Here is a 16,510-nt window from a genome sequence, read left to right as displayed (position 1 = left end):
GCCGAAACCCGGGAGGGGATCGCCGTGGCCAAGCCCATCCTTTACGGGGCGGACTACAGCGTCTATGTGCGCATCGTCCGCCTCGTGCTGGCGGAAAAGGGCATCGACTACGAACTTGTGCCGGTCGATGTCTTTGCCGCCGAGGGCATTCCCGGCTGGTATGTCGAGTATCACCCGTTCGGCCGCATCCCGGCCTTCGAGCATGATGGGTTTCGCCTGTTCGAGACCAGCGCGATTGCCCGCTATGTCGACGAGGCTTTTGACGGCCCGCCGTTGCAGCCCGAGAAGCCACGCAGTCGCGCAACGATGAACCAGATCGTCGGCATGCTCGACGCCTATGCCTATCGGGCCATGGTCTGGGATGTCGCCGTCGAGCGGCTGGAGAAGGCGACGCCCGATGATGCGCTGATTGCCAACGGACTTCGGCAAGCGGCCACAGTGCTGCGGGTGTTGACGTCATTGAAGGCTCCAGGGCCGTGGCTGATGGGAGACCGGCTGACGCTGGCCGACCTGCATGCAGTGACCATCATCGCCTATTTACTCAAGGTCGCCGAGGGGCAAAACCTGCTCGCCGAATTCCCAGATATCCAGACTTGGTGGAACCACATCGCAAAGCGGCCGGGCTTTGCCGACCGGCTGACATAGGCGTGGGCGGCCATGGCTGACCTTACTCACCAGGACGCACTCACAGTGGCCAGAATAGTCAGGGTCAATCATGCCGGTGAGTTCGGCGCGATCCGGATCTATTCAGCGCAGATTCTTGTCGCTGAGTACTTCTGGCCGGATTGCGTGCCGTCTTTGTCGGAGATGCTTGGGCACGAGCGCACTCATTGCGCGGCCTTCCGTGCAGCAATGCCATCGCGACGTTCGCGGCCGTGCCGGGTGATGCAGTTCTGGAGCTGGGGCGGCTGGCTGCTGGGTTTCGTAACCGCCGTGCTCGGTCCGCAAGGCATCTGGGCCTGCACCGCAGCGGTCGAAGCGGCGGTGCATCGCCATCTCGACGATCAGCTGTTTTTCCTCGCCGGTCGCGATCGTGAGTTGCACGGCATCATCCTGGAAATCCGCGAGGAAGAGCTTGCGCATCTTCATCACGCCGAAGCGCAGCTGAAATCGCCCGGCCCATTGCTGAAGCTTCTACGGGCGATGATCTCAATCGCCACCGACATCCTGATCTGGCTGTCCACCTGGGGCGACTCCACCAGAATGACGCGCGCGCTAAAGGCTGCAAGGCGCTCTTGACGCGCATGCGCCATGTCTGGCCGCCGCCTGCATGACCTCGTCCGGCAGCCAGTCCTTCAGGGATGAGGACTGCCGCAAGGTTGCCCTGAAAGACACGGTCGGCAAAAGCATCGGCCTGATACATGGTCAGTGTCGGCATATCTTTCTCAGGACCGGCCTTCGAAACATCCAGGCGGCAGGCGTATTAGAAACCGATTTGCGGCCGGGTTACCATCAGCCAGAGGATCGCAAGCACCGCGCCAAAGGCTGGAAAACCGCAGGCAAACCAGATGCGAAACAGGCGCTTTTCCTCCGTGGGCAGCGCCGCGTTTTCGAGAACCGCCTGCCGCGCCAGATTTCGTATCCGGATTTGAATCCAGACCACCGGCAGCCAGAACAGGCCGGCCACGACATAGAGCAGCAAGGACAGCACGATCCAGCCTTCGGAGAGCGGCCAACCCACCGCCTGCGCCAACAGCACACCGGTGATCGGCTGGACGATGATCGCCGTTGCCGTGAAGATCGTGTCGGCGATCACGACGGTGCCAGCGACATGGGCAACGAGTTCGGCGCGACCGGTGCGTTGCGCCATCAGCATGAAGAAGGCGATGCCGGCGCCGGTGCCGAACAGAACGGCGGCGCCGATCACATGCAGCCAGCGCAGAATGTCGGCCCAGTCGCTCATCGCTCGTCCAATGTCGCCAGCGCCAGCAGAGCGAGACAAAGCGCGGGTACGGCCTTGACCAGCGGCCCAAGGGGATCGAGCCAGAGATCGGCAGCAAACACGGTCGCCGCCACGAGGTAGAAGAAGGTGATGGCCATCATCGCCTTCAGCGCCCTCGCCGCCAGCGGCCGCAACAGAACCGCTGCGCCAACCAGCGTGTCGGCGGCGCTTCCGGCGAGAACCGCCGCACGCGCCAGGGCTGGCGACAGGCCGTGCGAGACGAGAATGTCGGCCGCCGCGTCCCATCTGACAAAGCCGACAAGGCCGGATGCGAGCCAGAACACCGACAGAACGCCTAGCACAAGCGGTTTCAGCAGCCACAGGCGCGCAAACCACCGCTCCTGGACATGCGCCGGCATAGCCGCCAGCGTCGCCTCGAGCGGCCGTGGCGGGCGACCGGCACTCGAAGTCCAGGCCGTCGCATCGCCCGTGACACCCCGCTCCAGCGCGGCAAGCGCGGCACCGCGCAAGGGAGAGCGCCAACCGAGCAGACCGAGCCCATCCGCCACCAGGCCGGCAGCCCTGCCAAAGATCGCCGGCATCGCCACGACAGGCCTTTCGGGCAGGCCGAGCCAGGCGCGAAACGCAAGCAGCACCGCGGAAAGCGGTCTGGGCTTTTCCTCGACCAGGTCGATGACCTGCCCGCGCTCCAGCCGCCCGGCAACCGCGCGCGACACCGCCTCGGCGACATCCGCCACCGATACAGTCTGGATCGGCCGGTCCGCGAACACCACCGGAATGAATCCCGGCACCGCCGCAAGGGCGCGCAGCAGTGCTGTTCCACCATAGGCGGCGGGCGCGATGACAAGGCCAGGCCGCAGGATCGTCCAGTCCAGGGACGAGACCATAATCACGGCGTCGCCTTCGGCTTTGGTGCGGAAGAAGGCACTCTCGGAAGCAAGGTCGGCGCCGATGGCTGAAATCTGCACCAGCCCAGGCGCGCCCGCCTGCTCGCAGGCGGTAACGAGCGCCGTCACCGCTCCCCGGTGGATGGCATCCAGTTGATCGCGCGGGCCGTCCTGCAGGGCGCCGGCGGCATTCACCACCACGTCCATGCCGGCAAGCAAGGGGATCCAGTCCGTCGCTGCCAGCAGGCGCGACATGTCCGCCGCGATCCATTGGACGCCGGGCCAGCGCCGCCGCGCCGCGCGTACATCGCGGCCGAGCCCGAGAAGGTCGTGGCCGTCATCGACGAGGCGTTCAAGGACGGCTTCTCCGATCAGTCCGTAGCCGCCAAGAACAAGGACCTTCATCGGAGCTTCAAGCCGCCTCCAGCGCCGCCTTCACCGCCGCGATAGCGTCATTGGCCTTCGAGGCGTCTGGACCACCGGCCTGGGCCATGTCGGGGCGGCCGCCGCCGCCCTGCCCGCCCAAGGCGGCGGAGGCGACGCGCACAAGGTCGACGGCGCTGAAGCGGTCGACGAGGTCGTCGGTGACGGCGACCACGACGCTGGCCCTGTTGTCCTCACCAGCGCCGACGAACACGACGACGCCGGAGCCCAACGACGTCTTGCCTGCGTCGGCCAGCGGCTTCAAATCCTTCGGCGAGACACCGGAAACCGACTTGCCGAGGAAGCCGACGCCCGCGACCACTTCGTTTTCGGCGGGCGCACCAGCTCCCGCGCCGCCCCCCAGCGCCAGCTTCTTGCGTGCTTCGGTCAGATCCTTTTCGAGCTTCTTGCGCTCCTCGAGCAGCGCTTCGACACGCGCCGGCACGTCCGCCGGAGAGATCTTCAGCGTGGCGGCGGTCGCTTTCAGGCGCCGGTCCTGCTCGTCGAGATGTTTGCGCGCGGCTTCGCCGGTCAAAGCTTCGATGCGGCGTACGCCTGCCGCCACCGCGCCATCCGAAACGATGCGCACCAGGCCGATATCGCCGGTTGACCGGACATGCGTGCCGCCGCAAAGCTCGACCGAATAGGGCCGGTTGGCCTTGGCGCCATGCAGGCCGGTACCCATCGAGACGACGCGCACCTCATCGCCATATTTCTCGCCGAACAGCGCCATGGCGCCCTCGGCGATGGCGTCGTCGACCGACATCAGGCGCGTAGTCACCGGGCTGTTTTGCACGACGATCTCGTTCGCCATGCGCTCGACCTCCTCGAGTTCCTCCGGCGAGATCGGCTTGTTGTGCGAGATGTCGAAGCGCAGCCGCTCGGGCGCGACCAGCGAGCCTTTTTGCGCGACATGGGTGCCCAGCACCTCGCGCAGCGCCTCATGGATCAGATGCGTCGCGGAGTGGTTGGCGCGCAGCCTGGAACGCCTGGCGTGGTCGACCTTGAGTTCGACCGCGACGCCCGTCTTGACCGTACCGCTGGCCACCTTGCCCAGATGCACGAACAGGCCGTCGGCCTTCTTCTGCGTGTCGGAAATCTCGATCGAGAACCCCTCGCCCGATATCAGGCCGGTGTCGCCCATCTGGCCGCCGGATTCGCCATAGAACGGCGTCTGGTTGACGACCACGGCAACCGCATCACCCTTGCCGGCGCTGTCGACGGTCTTGCCGTCCTTGACCAGGGCCTGGATGAGGCCTTCGGCAGCTTCAGTCTCGTAGCCGAGGAATTCGGTGGCGCCGGTCTTTTCACGGACCGAGAACCACACCGTTTCGGTGGCCGCCTCGCCGGATCCCGCCCAGTGCTTGCGCGCCTCCGCCCTCTGCTGCTCCATCGCATTGGTGAAGCCGGCAAGATCGACCGAGATGTTGCGCTCGCGCAGTGCGTCCTGCGTCAGATCGAGCGGAAAACCGTAGGTGTCGTAGAGCTTGAACGCCGTTTCGCCATCAAGCATGTCGCCGGCACCAAGCGTTTCCGTCGCCTCCGAGAGCAGGCCGAGGCCGCGCACCAGCGTCTTGCGGAACCGTGTCTCCTCGAGCTTCAGCGTCTCGGTGATCAGCTGTTCGCCGCGCACCAGTTCCGGATAGGCCTGTCCCATCTCGCGCACCAGCGCCGGCACCAGCTTCCACATCAGCGGCGAGTTCGCACCGAGCAGCTGCGCGTGGCGCATGGCGCGGCGCATGATGCGGCGCAGCACGTAGCCGCGGCCTTCGCTCGACGGCAACACGCCGTCGGCGACCAGGAAGGAGGATGAGCGCAGGTGATCGGCAATGACGCGATAGGACGCCACCGTCTCGGCATCGGGCGCGCGGCCCAGCGCGGAGGACGCCGCATCGATCAGATGACGGAAGAGGTCGGTCTCGAAGACGCTTTCCACCCCCTGCAGGATGGACGCCATGCGCTCCAGGCCCATGCCGGTGTCGATCGACGGGCGCGGCAGGTCGACGCGCTCCTCCTTCGTCACCTGCTCATACTGCATGAACACCAGGTTCCAGAATTCGAGGAAGCGGTCGCCATCCTCCTCCGGACTGCCGGGAGGGCCGCCCCAGATATGCTCGCCACGATCGATGAAGATTTCCGAGCACGGGCCGCAGGGCCCGGTGTCACCCATCGCCCAGAAATTGTCCGAGGTCGCGATGCGGATGATGCGATCGTCCGAGAGACCGGCGATTTTCTTCCAGAAGCCGGCCGCCTCGTCGTCCGTGTGGTAGACGGTGACCAGCAGCTTGTCCTTCTTCAGCCCGAATTCCTTGGTGATCAGGTTCCAGGCAAGCTCGATGGCGCGCTCCTTGAAATAATCGCCGAACGAGAAATTGCCGAGCATCTCGAAGAAGGTCAGGTGGCGCGCGGTGTAGCCGACATTGTCGAGATCGTTGTGCTTGCCGCCGGCGCGAACGCTTTTCTGGGCGGTTGTGGCACGCGAATAGGACCGCTTCTCCAAACCGGTGAAGACGTTCTTGAACTGCACCATGCCGGCATTGGTGAACATCAAGGTCGGATCGTTGCGCGGCACGAGCGGGCTCGAGGCCACGACCTCATGGCCCTCCTTGCGGAAATAGTCGAGGAATGTCGACCGGATCTCGTTCACGCCACTCATGACTCTGCCTTTTCGCGAAAACCGCCGGCACGGCCGGCGGAAACTGGCTCTGCCTTTCAGAAGGCAGACATGGCCTTTTAGCGGGCACGCCCCACCCTGTCCAGAAACACGGAATGGGGCCAAATAAGCTCGCCAGGCCGGCTCCGCCCTGCCCCAAAAACGAAAACCGCCGGCGCGAAGGCCGGCGGTTTTGAACGCGGTACTAAAGAACTCTGTTACTTAAGCATCGGATAATAGGCTGGATTTATGGCCAAACTCTGGCGTTGCCCTACATCGCGCCGGCTTCGTCCTCAAAACCGTCGTCGCCATTGCCCTCGGAGCCGCCATTCTCGAGGAATTTCTCGGCGATCAATCCGGCATTCTGCCTGAGCGCCAGCTCGATCTCGCGCGCGGTGTCGGGATTGTCGCGCAGGAACAGTTTCGCATTCTCGCGGCCTTGGCCGAGACGCTGCGAATTGTAGGAGAACCAGGCGCCCGACTTCTCGACCACGCCGGCCTTGACGCCGAGATCGACCAGTTCGCCGGTCTTGGAGACGCCCTCGCCATACATGATGTCGAATTCGACCACCTTGAAGGGCGGCGCCAACTTGTTCTTGACCACCTTGACGCGGGTCTGGTTGCCGACCACCTCGTCGCGGTCCTTGACCGAGCCGATGCGGCGGATATCGAGGCGCACCGAGGCATAGAATTTCAGCGCGTTGCCGCCGGTCGTGGTTTCGGGCGAACCGAACATGACGCCGATCTTCATGCGGATCTGGTTGATGAAGATGACCATGGTGTTGGAGCGCGAGATCGATGCGGTCAGCTTGCGCAGCGCCTGGCTCATCAAACGAGCTTGAAGACCGGGCAGCGAATCGCCCATCTCGCCCTCGATTTCGGCGCGTGGCGTCAGCGCCGCCACCGAATCGACCACCAGAACATCGATGGCGCCGGAGCGCACCAGCGTGTCGCAGATCTCCAGCGCCTGCTCGCCGGTGTCGGGCTGCGAGATCAGCAGGTTCTCGAGATCGACGCCGAGCTTGCGGGCGTAGACCGGATCGAGCGCATGCTCGGCATCGACGAAGGCGCAGATGCCGCCCTTCTTCTGGGCTTCCGCGACCGTATGCAGTGCCAGTGTCGTCTTGCCCGAGCTTTCCGGTCCGTAGATCTCGATGATGCGGCCGCGCGGCAGGCCACCGACGCCGAGCGCGATGTCGAGGCCGAGCGAACCGGTCGGCACCGTTTCGATTTCGACGACCTGCTCGTTGGCGCCGAGCCGCATGATCGAGCCCTTGCCGAAAGCCCGCTCGATTTGCGACAGCGCCGCATCCAGAGCCTTTGATTTGTCCACTGCCTTATCCTCTACCAGCCGCAAAGAATTCTGAGCCATGATACATCACCCCTTGGTCGTCAATGAAGGCCGGACAATCCGTAATCCCTGGCATTTTGTACCTTTTTTGTTCTCATTTGGCAAGAGGCAACAACCAATTGAAAAACAAGTAATATCCTGATTTGTTCTTTTTTTGTCTCGAAACGCCAGGCAGGAACAAGCCCGGCATTGGGCCAGCCGGCCCCCGCGTCCCGTTCAGCCGAATCGCGGTCTTGCATGCGAAGCTCTGTCGCGCACTCTAGCGCTTGTGCGGCCGCAACAACAAAGGTCATATCGCCGCCATGGTGAAATCCCCAGAGATACTGGCCGTGGGCGGCGCCCATATCGACCGGCGTGGCCAGGTGTCCGGCGCCTATGTTCCGGCAGCCTCCAATCCCGGCACGATGCGCGAGGATGTGGGCGGCGGCGTCTTCAACGCGCTGCGCGGCATGGTGCGGCGCGGCGTATCGGCGTCGCTGATGTCGATGCGCGGCGGCGATGCGGGAGCGGATACGGTTTCCCGCGCTATCGCCGAGGCTGGTATTGCCGACCTGTCGGCCGTGTTCCTCGACCGCACGACGCCGAGCTATACGGCGCTGATCGATCGCGAAGGCGAGCTGATCGTCGGCTTTGCCGACATGGCGCTTTACGAGCTGGCATTTCCCAAGCAGATGCGACGCTCCAAGGTCCGGGAAGCGATCGCCGCCGCCGACGCCATTTTGTGCGACGCCAATCTGCCGACGTCGGCGCTGGAGCGGTTGGTTGCGCTTGCCGCCGGCAAGCCGGTTTTCGCCATCGCGATTTCGCCGGCCAAGGTGACGCGGCTGATACCGGTGCTCGGCGGACTGGCTCTGCTCTTCATGAACCGGCGGGAGGCCGTTGTCCTGGCCGGCGTCGATGCAGGTGCCGCCGAGCGGGAAATGATCGACGGGCTGCGGTGCAGCGGCCTTGCCAGCGGCGTGGTCACGGCGGGCAGCGCGCCCGTGCTGGGTTTCGATGACACAGGCGCTTTTTCGATCCTGCCGCCAGCTCCGAGAAGAGTCGCCGACGTTACCGGCGCCGGCGACGCACTGGCGGGCGCGACGGTGGCGGCGCTGTTGCACGGCCTGCCGCTGCGCCAGGCCCTGCGCGAAGGCGTAGCGGCGGCGACGCTGGCCATCGAAAGCGCCAATGCGGTGCCCGAATTCTCCGCGGCGAGCTTCGCGGAAGCGCTGGCCCTTGTGCCGGATGCCAGGGAAGTGGCATGAGACCGGCGAATTCATAGTGCCGCCGTGACGTTTGCGCTTTCCTGATGGATGCGCCGCCCTTCGGATTGGAGATCAGAGATGACGCCAGAGACCGCCAGCCCTTTCATCGATATCCACGCACCGGTGGCACAGGCGCTCGCCGCCGGGCGCCCGGTGGTGGCGCTCGAAAGCACCATCATCACCCATGGCATGCCCTACCCCCACAATGGCGCCATGGCGGCCAATGTCGAAAAGATCATCGCTGACGGCGGCGCGGTGCCGGCAACCATCGCCGTGGTCAACGGCCGCATCAAGATCGGGCTTTCCGACGGCGAGCGCGAATCGCTGGCGATGACGGGTGACGCCATGAAGCTGTCGCGCGCCGATCTCGGCTTCGCCGTCGCGCAAGGGCGCACGGGTGGCACCACGGTCGCCGCCACCATGATCGCGGCTGACATGGTCGGGATAAAGGTATTCGCCACCGGTGGCATCGGCGGCGTGCACAAGGGCGCCGAAAAGAGCTTCGATATCTCGGCCGACCTCGACGAACTGGCGCGGACACCGGTCATCGTCGTCTCGGCCGGCGCCAAGGCCATCCTCGACATCGAAAAGACGCTGGAAGTGCTTGAGACGCGTGGCGTGCCCGTCGTCGGCCATGGCTGCGAGACGATGCCGGCCTTCTGGTCGCGGCAGTCGCCATTTCGCGCGCCGCTGACCTTGCACAAGCCGGAAGACATCGCGCATTTCTACCAGACGCGCCTGGCTCTGGGACTTAGCGGCGGCTTGCTGGTCGCCAATCCGGTGCCGGAAAACCACGAAATCCCCGCTGAAGAAATGGCCGGCTACATCGAAGCCGCGCAGAAGGCCGCCGAAGCCCTCAACGTCACCGGCAAGGCGGTGACACCGTTCCTGCTGGGAAAAATCCTGGAGCTCACGGGCGGGCGCAGCCTGAAAACCAACATCGCGCTGGTCGAGAACAATGCAAGGCTGGCGGCCGACATCGCCAAGGCTTTGTAGGCGCCGCTACTTCCCAGCCCGTCGCCCCGCCTCATAGGCGCGTCGCGCCCACACCGTCATCTCGTCAGGATCGTCAAAGGCGCTGTCGGGAATGCTCCAATAGGGCATGGCGACCAGCTTGCGGTGGCGCGTGCCGGTGTATGTCCATTGCCGGCAGCCGGCGGCTTCGAAGTCCGGCACGCTTTGCTCGTCCGCCTTCAGCAGCAATTCGCCGCGCAACACGATGGCGACGATGACGCCGTCGAAATAGATGCCCTTGCCGCCGAAGAGTTTGCGGATCGAGACCCGGCCGAGGCCCTCGAACAGTTCTGCGATGCGTTCATTGTCCATGCCGCGATCATGTCACCGCTCCGCGGACTTGTCATCGCCGCAACCAAAGCGTTGCTGACAGGTTGAGAGAAAAACATCGGAGTTTCCCGCCATGCCTGTCCTGCTCAAAGGCTCCTGCCGCTGCAACGCCCTGCGCTTCGAGGTGGAAAGCCACACACCGGTGCCGTTCATGCTGTGCTACTGCTCGATCTGCCGCAAGCAGCAAGGCGGCGGCGGATTCGCCATCAATCTCGGCGCTGACTATGAGACACTGAACGTCAGGGGCAAGAGAAGCCTTGGCGTCTACCGGGCCGAGATCGAGGACGACGAGCATCCCCATTGCGAGGTCTCGACCGCCGAGCGCAATTTCTGCAAGAAATGCGGATCGGCGCTGTGGCTCTACGATCCGACATGGCCGGAACTGGTGCATCCCTTCGCCTCGGCTATCGACAGCGAGCTGCCGAAACCGCCCGAAAAGGTGCATCTGATGCTGAAATACAAGGCGAACTGGGTCGAGCCCCAGATCGGCAAGGGCGACAAGACGTTCGACGTCTATCCCGAGGAATCGATCGCTGATTGGCACAAGCGGACTGGCATGTGGGTCGATTAGGATTCTTCTCCCCGTCACTATACGGGAGAAGATGCCGGCAGGCAGATGAGGGGCGGCGCAAACTTTGGAGAGGCTGGCGCTGCCCCTCATCCGTCACTTCGTGACACCTTCTCCCCGTATAGTGACGGGGAGAAGGAAGAGGCCTCAGGCCGAGGCGCGTGCCTCGGCCAGCGCCTTCAGATCAGCCGGCTTCAGTTCGACGGATTCGCCGCAGCCACAGGCTGAACTCTGGTTCGGGTTGTGGAAGGTGAAGCCGGTGCGCAGCGTCGTCTGCTCGAAATCCATTTCGGTGCCGAACAGGAAAAGGGCGGCTTCCGGCGCGACATAGACATGGGCGCCGTCGCGCTCGATGTGGTCGTCCTTGGTGTTGGGCTCGGTCACCAGGTCGACCGTATATTCCATGCCGGCGCAGCCGCCCTTCTTGATACCGAGGCGGATGCCATGCGCGTTGTCGCGCGTGGCGACGATCTCGCGCACCCGGTCGGCGGCCTTTTCGGTCATCGTGATGACGGCAAAGCGTCCCATGTTCTTCCATCTCCATTCCATGCGGGTTCAAGGCCCGCCGAATGATTCCTCACCTAAAATGGTGAAGTTTTACCCCTGGCGCAAGTGTGCCAGGCTTGGCGCTAGTACCAACCCACCGCGACCTGTGCCTCTTCCGACATGCGGTCGGGCGTCCAGGGCGGGTCGAAGGTCATGTTGACCTCGACGCCGGACACGCCCTCGACAGCGCCCACCGCGTTCTCGACCCAGCCGGGCATTTCGCCGGCCACCGGGCAGCCGGGCGCGGTCAGCGTCATGTCGATCTTGACCGAGCGGTCGTCCTCGATGTCGATCTTGTAGACGAGGCCGAGCTCATAGATGTCAGCCGGGATTTCCGGGTCGTAGACGGTCTTCAGCGCCGAGACGATGTCGTCGGTCAGCCGCGCCAGCTCGTCGGCGGGGATCGTCGAGGCGGAAACCACGCCGTTGCCGGCCGATACGGTCTCTGCGGTGGTGCTCACATCATCCATGGTCGTCACCCGAAAAACTTGCGCGCTTTTTCAAGCGCCTCGGCCAAAGCGTCGACTTCGGCCCTGGTATTATACATGCCGAACGATGCCCTGCATGTGGAGGTTACGCCAAAGCGTTTCAACAGCGGCTGGGCGCAATGGGTGCCGGCACGGACCGCGACACCCTGCCTGTCTATCACCATCGACACGTCATGGGCATGAATTCCCTGCAGTTCGAAGGAGATGATGGCGCCCTTGCCGGGCGCATCGCCGAAGATGCGCAGCGAGTTGATGGCGCGCAGGCGTTCGTGGGCATAGGTCTTGAGATCTTCCTCATGCGCCGCGATACGCTCGCGACCGACGGAGTCCATGTAGTCGAGCGCCGCACCCAGCCCGATTGCCTGGACGATCGGCGGCGTGCCCGCCTCGAAACGGTGCGGCGGGTCGTTGTAGGTGACGATGTCTTCCGTCACCTCCTCGATCATCTCGCCGCCGCCCATGAAGGGCCGCATGCCGGCGAGACTATCCTTCTTGCCGTAGAGCACGCCGATGCCCGAGGGACCATAGACCTTGTGGCCGGTGAAGACGAAGAAATCGCAATCGAGATCCTGCACGTCGATGGGCATATGCACCGCGCTCTGGCTGCCGTCGACGAGTACGGGAATGCCCCGCGTGTGCGCGATCCGGACAATCTCCTTGATCGGCGTCACAGTGCCCAGCGCGTTCGACATCTGCGTGATGGCGACCAGCTTGGTGCGGTCGCTCAGGCGCTTCTCGAACTCCTCGATGTGGAACACGCCGAGATCATCGACCGGCACCCAGACCAGTTTTGCACCCTGCCGTTCGCGGATGAAATGCCACGGCACGATGTTGGAGTGGTGCTCCATGATCGACAGCACGATCTCGTCGCCCTCGCCGATATTGGGCATGCCATAACCGTAAGCAACCGTGTTGATCGCCGAGGTCGTGTTCGAGGTGAAGACGATGTTGTCGGTGCTTGGCGCGTTGAGGAAACGGCGCACCGTCTCACGCGCCTTTTCATAGGCGTCGGTGGCGGCATTGGAGAGGAAATGCAGGCCGCGATGGACGTTGGCGTATTCCTGGGAATAGGCATGCTGGATGGTGTCGAGCACCACCCGCGGCTTCTGTGCCGAGGCGCCGTTGTCGAGGTAGACCAGCGGCTTGCCATAGACTTCGCGCGACAAGATCGGGAAATCGCGGCGGATCGCTTCGACGTCGTAGGGGGTGGTTTCGATCTTCTGGTCCATCACAAGCTCTCTCGAGGCATCGCCTCACTCCGTCACGCACCCCTCATCCGTCTCGGCGCTGCGCACCGATCCACCTTCTCCCGCAAGGGGAGAAGGAGAGGCGCTACCCGTGCGTCACAAACCACTCGTCGAGCCGCGCTTCCAGCGCCTCGATGATCGCCTCATCGTCCAATTCCTCGATGACTTCCGCCACGAACGCCTTCACGAGCAACCCGCGCGCGCTCTTTTCGTCGACGCCGCGCGCCATCAGGTAGAACAGATGGTCGTGGTCGATCTCGGTGACCGTGGCGCCGTGGCCGCAGACGACGTCGTCGGCGAAGATTTCGAGTTCCGGCTTGGTCGAGAACTCGCCATCGTCCGACAAAAGCAGCGTGTTGCAGGCCATCTTGGCGTTGGTCTTCTGCGCGTATTGATGGACGTTGATGCGACCCTGGAACACGCCGCGCGCCTTACCCGTGACCACATTGCGGATGACCTCGGTCGAAGTCGTGTGCGGCACGGCGTGGTCGAGCACCATGGTGACGTCGGTATGGGTGTCGCCGGCGAGCAGATTGATGCCGCGCAGCTTGAAGTCGGCGCCCTCGCCCGTCGTCCTGACCATGATCTCCTGGCGCACGAGCTTGCCGCCAGCGTTCATGACGAACAACGTCAGCTTTGCATTCTTGCCGATATGGGCCTTGAACTGCGCCAGATGCGTCGCCGTCTCGGGCTGTTCCTGGACGATCAGCCAGGTCACCTCGGCGCCTTCGCCGAGCACGAGCTGGCTGACCGAGCTGGTCAGCGCCGCGCCGTCACCCGCCTGACGCTCGACGATGACCGCCTTGGCGCCGGCGCCGACGCGCACCGGCAGGCGCACATGGGTCTGGCCGCCGGCCTGCAGGTTCTGCAACTCGACCGGCTTTTCCAGTTCGGCGCCATCGGCGATGTCGATGAAGTAACCGTCGGCGACGAAAGCCGTGTTCAGCGCACCGATGGCATCGTCATTGCCGTAGGGATCCAGGCCCGGCGCGATGCTGCCGTCAATCAGCTTTTCCGACAGGCGCTGGATGCTGACGCCCTCGACAACCGGCGCCTTGGCACTCGATACGCCGTTCAACAGGCTCAGAACCGTCGAACCTTCGACGATTGGCGCAATGGCTTTTGCAGCTGCGGCCGGGTCGAACTCCGGCACCGCGCTCAAGAGACGGCGCAGGTCGGTGTAGTGCCAGGACTCGACGCGCCGCGTCGGCAGGCCGTGCTTGATCGCCTCGATGGCGTCGTCACGCTTCAGCATCACCGCGCCATCGCCCGGCAGCAGCGACAGCCGGTCGCCGAACGCGTCGATCAACGCTGTTTCGGCCGGTGTCCTCTGGGGCTGAGTGTGCATATTCATCAGTTTGACCTTGCCCTCTGGCATCTCACGCGGCTTCGCCGATCACGCCGGCATAGCCATTGGCTTCCAGATCCAGCGCCAGCGACTTGTCGCCCGACTTGATGACCTGGCCCTTGTAGAGCACGTGCACGCTGTCGGGCACGATGTGCTCGAGCAGGCGCTGGTAATGGGTGATGACGAGGAATGCCCGGTCCGGCGCGCGCAGTGCGTTGACGCCGTCCGAGACGATCTTCAGCGCATCGATGTCGAGGCCGGAATCGGTCTCGTCGAGCACGCAGAGTTTCGGCTCCAGGAGCTTCATCTGCAGAATCTCGGCGCGCTTCTTCTCGCCGCCGGAGAAACCGACATTGAGCGGCCGCTTCAACATCGCCATGTCCATGCTGAGCGAGGCGGCGGCTTCCTTCACACGCTTCAAAAATTCCGGGATTTTCAGCGGCTCCTCGCCGCGCGCCTTGCGCTGCTCGTTCATGGCGACCTTCAGGAATTCCATGGTCGCCACGCCCGGTATCTCCATCGGATACTGGAAGGCGAGGAAGATGCCTGACGTGGCGCGTTCGGCTGGATCCATTTCGAGGATCGACTGGCCGTTGTAGAGGATGTCGCCTTCGGTCACCTCGTAATCCTCGCGACCGGCGAGGATGTAGGACAGGGTCGACTTGCCCGACCCATTCGGGCCCATGATGGCGGCGACCTCGCCGGCTTTCACCGTCAGGTTCAGGCCGCGGATGATTTCGGTGCCGTCATCGACGATGCGGGCATGCAGGTTCTTGATCTCAAGCATTCTTTTGTTTCCTGAAATATCTGTCGGGTCAGCCGACCGAGCCCTCGAGCGAAATCCCGATCAGCTTCTGCGCCTCGACCGCAAATTCCATCGGCAGTTGCTGGATGACGTCCTTGACGAAGCCGTTGACGATCAGCGCGATCGCCTCCTCCTCGGGGATGCCACGCTGCATGACGTAGAATTTCTGGTCCTCGGATATTTTCGAGGTTGTCGCCTCGTGCTCGAACTGCGCCGTCGAATTCTTGGCTTCCATGTAGGGCACGGTATGCGCGCCGCACTGGTCGCCGATCAGCAGACTATCGCAATTGGTGAAGTTGCGGGCGTTGGTCGCCTTGCGGTGCGCCGAGACCTGGCCGCGATAGGTGTTCTGCGAGAAGCCGGCGGCGATGCCCTTGGAAATGATGCGGCTCGACGTGTTCTTGCCGAGATGGATCATCTTGGTGCCGCTGTCGACCTGCTGATAGCCGTTCGACACGGCAATTGAATAGAATTCGCCTTGGGAATCGTCGCCGCGCAGGATGCAGCTCGGATATTTCCAGGTGATGGCGGAGCCGGTCTCGACCTGCGTCCACGAAATCTTCGAACGGTCGCCACGGCAATCGCCGCGCTTGGTGACGAAATTGTAGATGCCGCCCTTGCCCTCGGCGTCGCCGGGGTACCAGTTCTGCACCGTCGAATATTTGATCTCCGCATCGTCGAGCGCCACCAGTTCGACCACCGCGGCATGGAGCTGGTTCTCGTCGCGCTGCGGCGCCGTGCAGCCTTCGAGATAGGAGACGTAAGCCCCCTCCTCGGCGATGATCAGCGTGCGCTCGAACTGGCCGGTGTTCTTCTCGTTCATGCGGAAATAGGTCGACAGTTCCATCGGGCAGCGAACGCCCTTGGGCACGAAGACGAAGGAGCCGTCGGTGAACACGGCCGAATTCAGCGTGGCGTAGAAATTGTCCGAGGTCGGCACGACCGAACCAAGATATTTCTGCACCAGTTCCGGATGCTCGCGGATCGCTTCCGAGATCGAGCAGAAGATCACGCCGGCCTGCGCCAGTTCCTTCTTGAAGGTCGTGACGACAGAGACGGAATCGAATACCGCGTCGACGGCGACGCGGCCTGATTTGTAGACGTTGTCGCTGGCTTCCTCGAACTCCGAGGCGTCGGTCTTCTGCACGCCGGCGAGGATCTCCTGCTCCTTCAACGGAATGCCGAGCTTCTCGTAGACCTTCAAGATCTCGGGATCGACGTCGCTGAGCGAAGTCGGTCCGGGCGTGCTCTTGGGCGCCGCGTAATAGTAAATGTCCTGGAAATCGATCTTGGGATAGTTGACGCGCGCCCAGGTCGGCTCTTCTAGCGTCAGCCAGCGACGATAGGCTTCCAGGCGCCATTCCAGCATCCAGGACGGTTCGTCCTTCTTGGCCGAAATGAAACGGATGATGTCTTCGCTCAGGCCTTTGGGAGCCTTGTCGACGGCGATCTCGGTCTGGAATCCGTATTTGTATTGGTCGACGTCGATCTTTCGGACCCGATCGATCGTGTCCTGCACAGCAGGCATATGCGTTCTCCATCCACGCCGGGGTCAAGGCCCGACAGTTTTCAAACTATGGCACCGCCAAATGAAACGCCGAAGACGCTCGCGGCAGCGTAAGTTGCATATAGTGCGCCTCGACCGGAAATTCACCCGGCCAGCATGAAACGCACGGCTCTACCAGGCCGAGAGGCCCAAA

General features: G+C 63.5%; 18 protein-coding genes. 6 read left to right on the top strand and 12 right to left on the bottom strand.

Going from position 1 to position 16,510, the window contains the following annotated elements; genetic code table 11:
* Window positions 1-24: 24 nt before the first annotated feature.
* Together LB569_RS05855 and LB569_RS05850 are read left to right on the top strand one after the other, a co-directional pair.
* On the top strand, window positions 25-645 hold the full coding sequence (locus LB569_RS05855; RefSeq protein ID WP_224691441.1) for a glutathione S-transferase family protein: 621 nt from the start codon (window positions 25-27) through the stop codon (window positions 643-645).
* A gap of 12 nt (window positions 646-657) precedes the next feature.
* Window positions 658-1,239 (top strand): demethoxyubiquinone hydroxylase family protein, encoded by a 582-nt coding sequence (locus LB569_RS05850; RefSeq protein WP_224534375.1) that lies wholly within the window; start codon window positions 658-660, stop codon window positions 1,237-1,239.
* A 184-nt stretch (window positions 1,240-1,423) separates the two neighbouring features.
* On the opposite strand, the gene LB569_RS05845 is transcribed toward LB569_RS05850, so the two are convergent.
* The 5 genes from LB569_RS05845 to LB569_RS05825 form a co-directional block, all read right to left on the bottom strand.
* Window positions 1,424-1,903 carry a DUF2269 family protein gene (locus LB569_RS05845; protein WP_224691440.1) on the bottom strand — a complete coding sequence of 160 codons (480 nt, stop codon included), beginning with the start codon at window positions 1,901-1,903 and terminating at the stop codon, window positions 1,424-1,426.
* Complete coding sequence (locus LB569_RS05840) at window positions 1,900-3,195, bottom strand: SDR family oxidoreductase (RefSeq protein WP_224691439.1); 1,296 nt, start codon at window positions 3,193-3,195, stop codon at window positions 1,900-1,902. The genes LB569_RS05845 and LB569_RS05840 overlap by 4 nt, the downstream gene beginning before the upstream one ends.
* A 7-nt stretch (window positions 3,196-3,202) precedes the next feature.
* Complete coding sequence (gene alaS, locus LB569_RS05835) at window positions 3,203-5,869, bottom strand: alanine--tRNA ligase (protein WP_224691438.1); 2,667 nt, start codon at window positions 5,867-5,869, stop codon at window positions 3,203-3,205.
* A gap of 268 nt (window positions 5,870-6,137) precedes the next feature.
* Complete coding sequence (recA, locus tag LB569_RS05830) at window positions 6,138-7,238, bottom strand: recombinase RecA (protein ID WP_013895892.1); 1,101 nt, start codon at window positions 7,236-7,238, stop codon at window positions 6,138-6,140.
* A gap of 20 nt (window positions 7,239-7,258) precedes the next feature.
* On the bottom strand, window positions 7,259-7,510 hold the full coding sequence (locus LB569_RS05825; protein WP_224534367.1) for a hypothetical protein: 252 nt from the start codon (window positions 7,508-7,510) through the stop codon (window positions 7,259-7,261).
* A 9-nt stretch (window positions 7,511-7,519) separates the two neighbouring features.
* On the opposite strand from LB569_RS05825, the gene LB569_RS05820 reads away from it, so the two are divergent.
* Both LB569_RS05820 and LB569_RS05815 read left to right on the top strand, forming a co-directional pair.
* The gene (locus LB569_RS05820) at window positions 7,520-8,464 is read left to right on the top strand and encodes a carbohydrate kinase family protein (protein WP_224691437.1); all 945 of its coding nucleotides are present in this window, start codon (window positions 7,520-7,522) and stop codon (window positions 8,462-8,464) included.
* A gap of 78 nt (window positions 8,465-8,542) precedes the next feature.
* Window positions 8,543-9,460: a pseudouridine-5'-phosphate glycosidase gene (locus LB569_RS05815; RefSeq protein ID WP_224691436.1), complete on the top strand. Its 918-nt coding sequence runs from the start codon at window positions 8,543-8,545 to the stop codon at window positions 9,458-9,460.
* A gap of 6 nt (window positions 9,461-9,466) precedes the next feature.
* Here LB569_RS05815 and LB569_RS05810 read toward each other — a convergent pair whose 3' ends face one another.
* Window positions 9,467-9,790 (bottom strand): TfoX/Sxy family protein, encoded by a 324-nt coding sequence (locus LB569_RS05810; protein ID WP_224691435.1) that lies wholly within the window; start codon window positions 9,788-9,790, stop codon window positions 9,467-9,469.
* Window positions 9,791-9,881: 91 nt separating this feature from the next.
* Here LB569_RS05810 and LB569_RS05805 point away from each other — a divergent pair, with 91 nt between their 5' ends.
* Window positions 9,882-10,379 carry a GFA family protein gene (locus tag LB569_RS05805; RefSeq protein ID WP_224691434.1) on the top strand — a complete coding sequence of 166 codons (498 nt, stop codon included), beginning with the start codon at window positions 9,882-9,884 and terminating at the stop codon, window positions 10,377-10,379.
* Between the two features lie 144 nt (window positions 10,380-10,523).
* On the opposite strand, the gene sufA is transcribed toward LB569_RS05805, so the two are convergent.
* The 4 genes from sufA to sufD form a co-directional block, all read right to left on the bottom strand.
* Window positions 10,524-10,904: a Fe-S cluster assembly scaffold SufA gene (gene sufA, locus LB569_RS05800; protein WP_013532156.1), complete on the bottom strand. Its 381-nt coding sequence runs from the start codon at window positions 10,902-10,904 to the stop codon at window positions 10,524-10,526.
* A gap of 101 nt (window positions 10,905-11,005) precedes the next feature.
* The gene (locus tag LB569_RS05795) at window positions 11,006-11,392 is read right to left on the bottom strand and encodes an SUF system Fe-S cluster assembly protein (RefSeq protein WP_224691433.1); all 387 of its coding nucleotides are present in this window, start codon (window positions 11,390-11,392) and stop codon (window positions 11,006-11,008) included.
* A gap of 5 nt (window positions 11,393-11,397) precedes the next feature.
* Window positions 11,398-12,639: a cysteine desulfurase gene (locus tag LB569_RS05790; protein ID WP_224691432.1), complete on the bottom strand. Its 1,242-nt coding sequence runs from the start codon at window positions 12,637-12,639 to the stop codon at window positions 11,398-11,400.
* A 103-nt stretch (window positions 12,640-12,742) separates the two neighbouring features.
* Window positions 12,743-13,735, bottom strand: a complete 993-nt coding sequence (gene sufD / locus LB569_RS05785; RefSeq protein ID WP_224691431.1) for a Fe-S cluster assembly protein SufD — start codon at window positions 13,733-13,735, stop codon at window positions 12,743-12,745.
* On the opposite strand from sufD, the gene LB569_RS32000 reads away from it, so the two are divergent.
* Entirely contained in the window at window positions 13,650-13,841 is a 192-nt protein-coding gene (locus tag LB569_RS32000; protein WP_411970189.1) for a PEP-CTERM sorting domain-containing protein, read from the top strand. The two genes, sufD and LB569_RS32000, sit on opposite strands and share 86 nt — an antisense overlap.
* Before the next feature lie 195 nt (window positions 13,842-14,036).
* Here the strand turns inward: LB569_RS32000 and sufC are convergent, their stop codons facing one another.
* Window positions 14,037-14,792, bottom strand: a complete 756-nt coding sequence (sufC, locus tag LB569_RS05775) for a Fe-S cluster assembly ATPase SufC (RefSeq protein ID WP_015318168.1) — start codon at window positions 14,790-14,792, stop codon at window positions 14,037-14,039.
* 28 nt (window positions 14,793-14,820) lie between these two features.
* The gene (gene sufB / locus LB569_RS05770; RefSeq protein ID WP_224691429.1) at window positions 14,821-16,338 is read right to left on the bottom strand and encodes a Fe-S cluster assembly protein SufB; all 1,518 of its coding nucleotides are present in this window, start codon (window positions 16,336-16,338) and stop codon (window positions 14,821-14,823) included.
* Between the last annotated feature and the right edge of the window lie 172 nt (window positions 16,339-16,510).

Source organism: Mesorhizobium sp. BH1-1-4 (assembly GCF_020165665.1).
Taxonomy (GTDB): Bacteria; Pseudomonadota; Alphaproteobacteria; order Rhizobiales; family Rhizobiaceae; genus Mesorhizobium.
The sequence above is the reverse complement of the archived record's forward strand: the minus strand, read 5'-3'. Positions and strand labels throughout refer to the sequence as shown.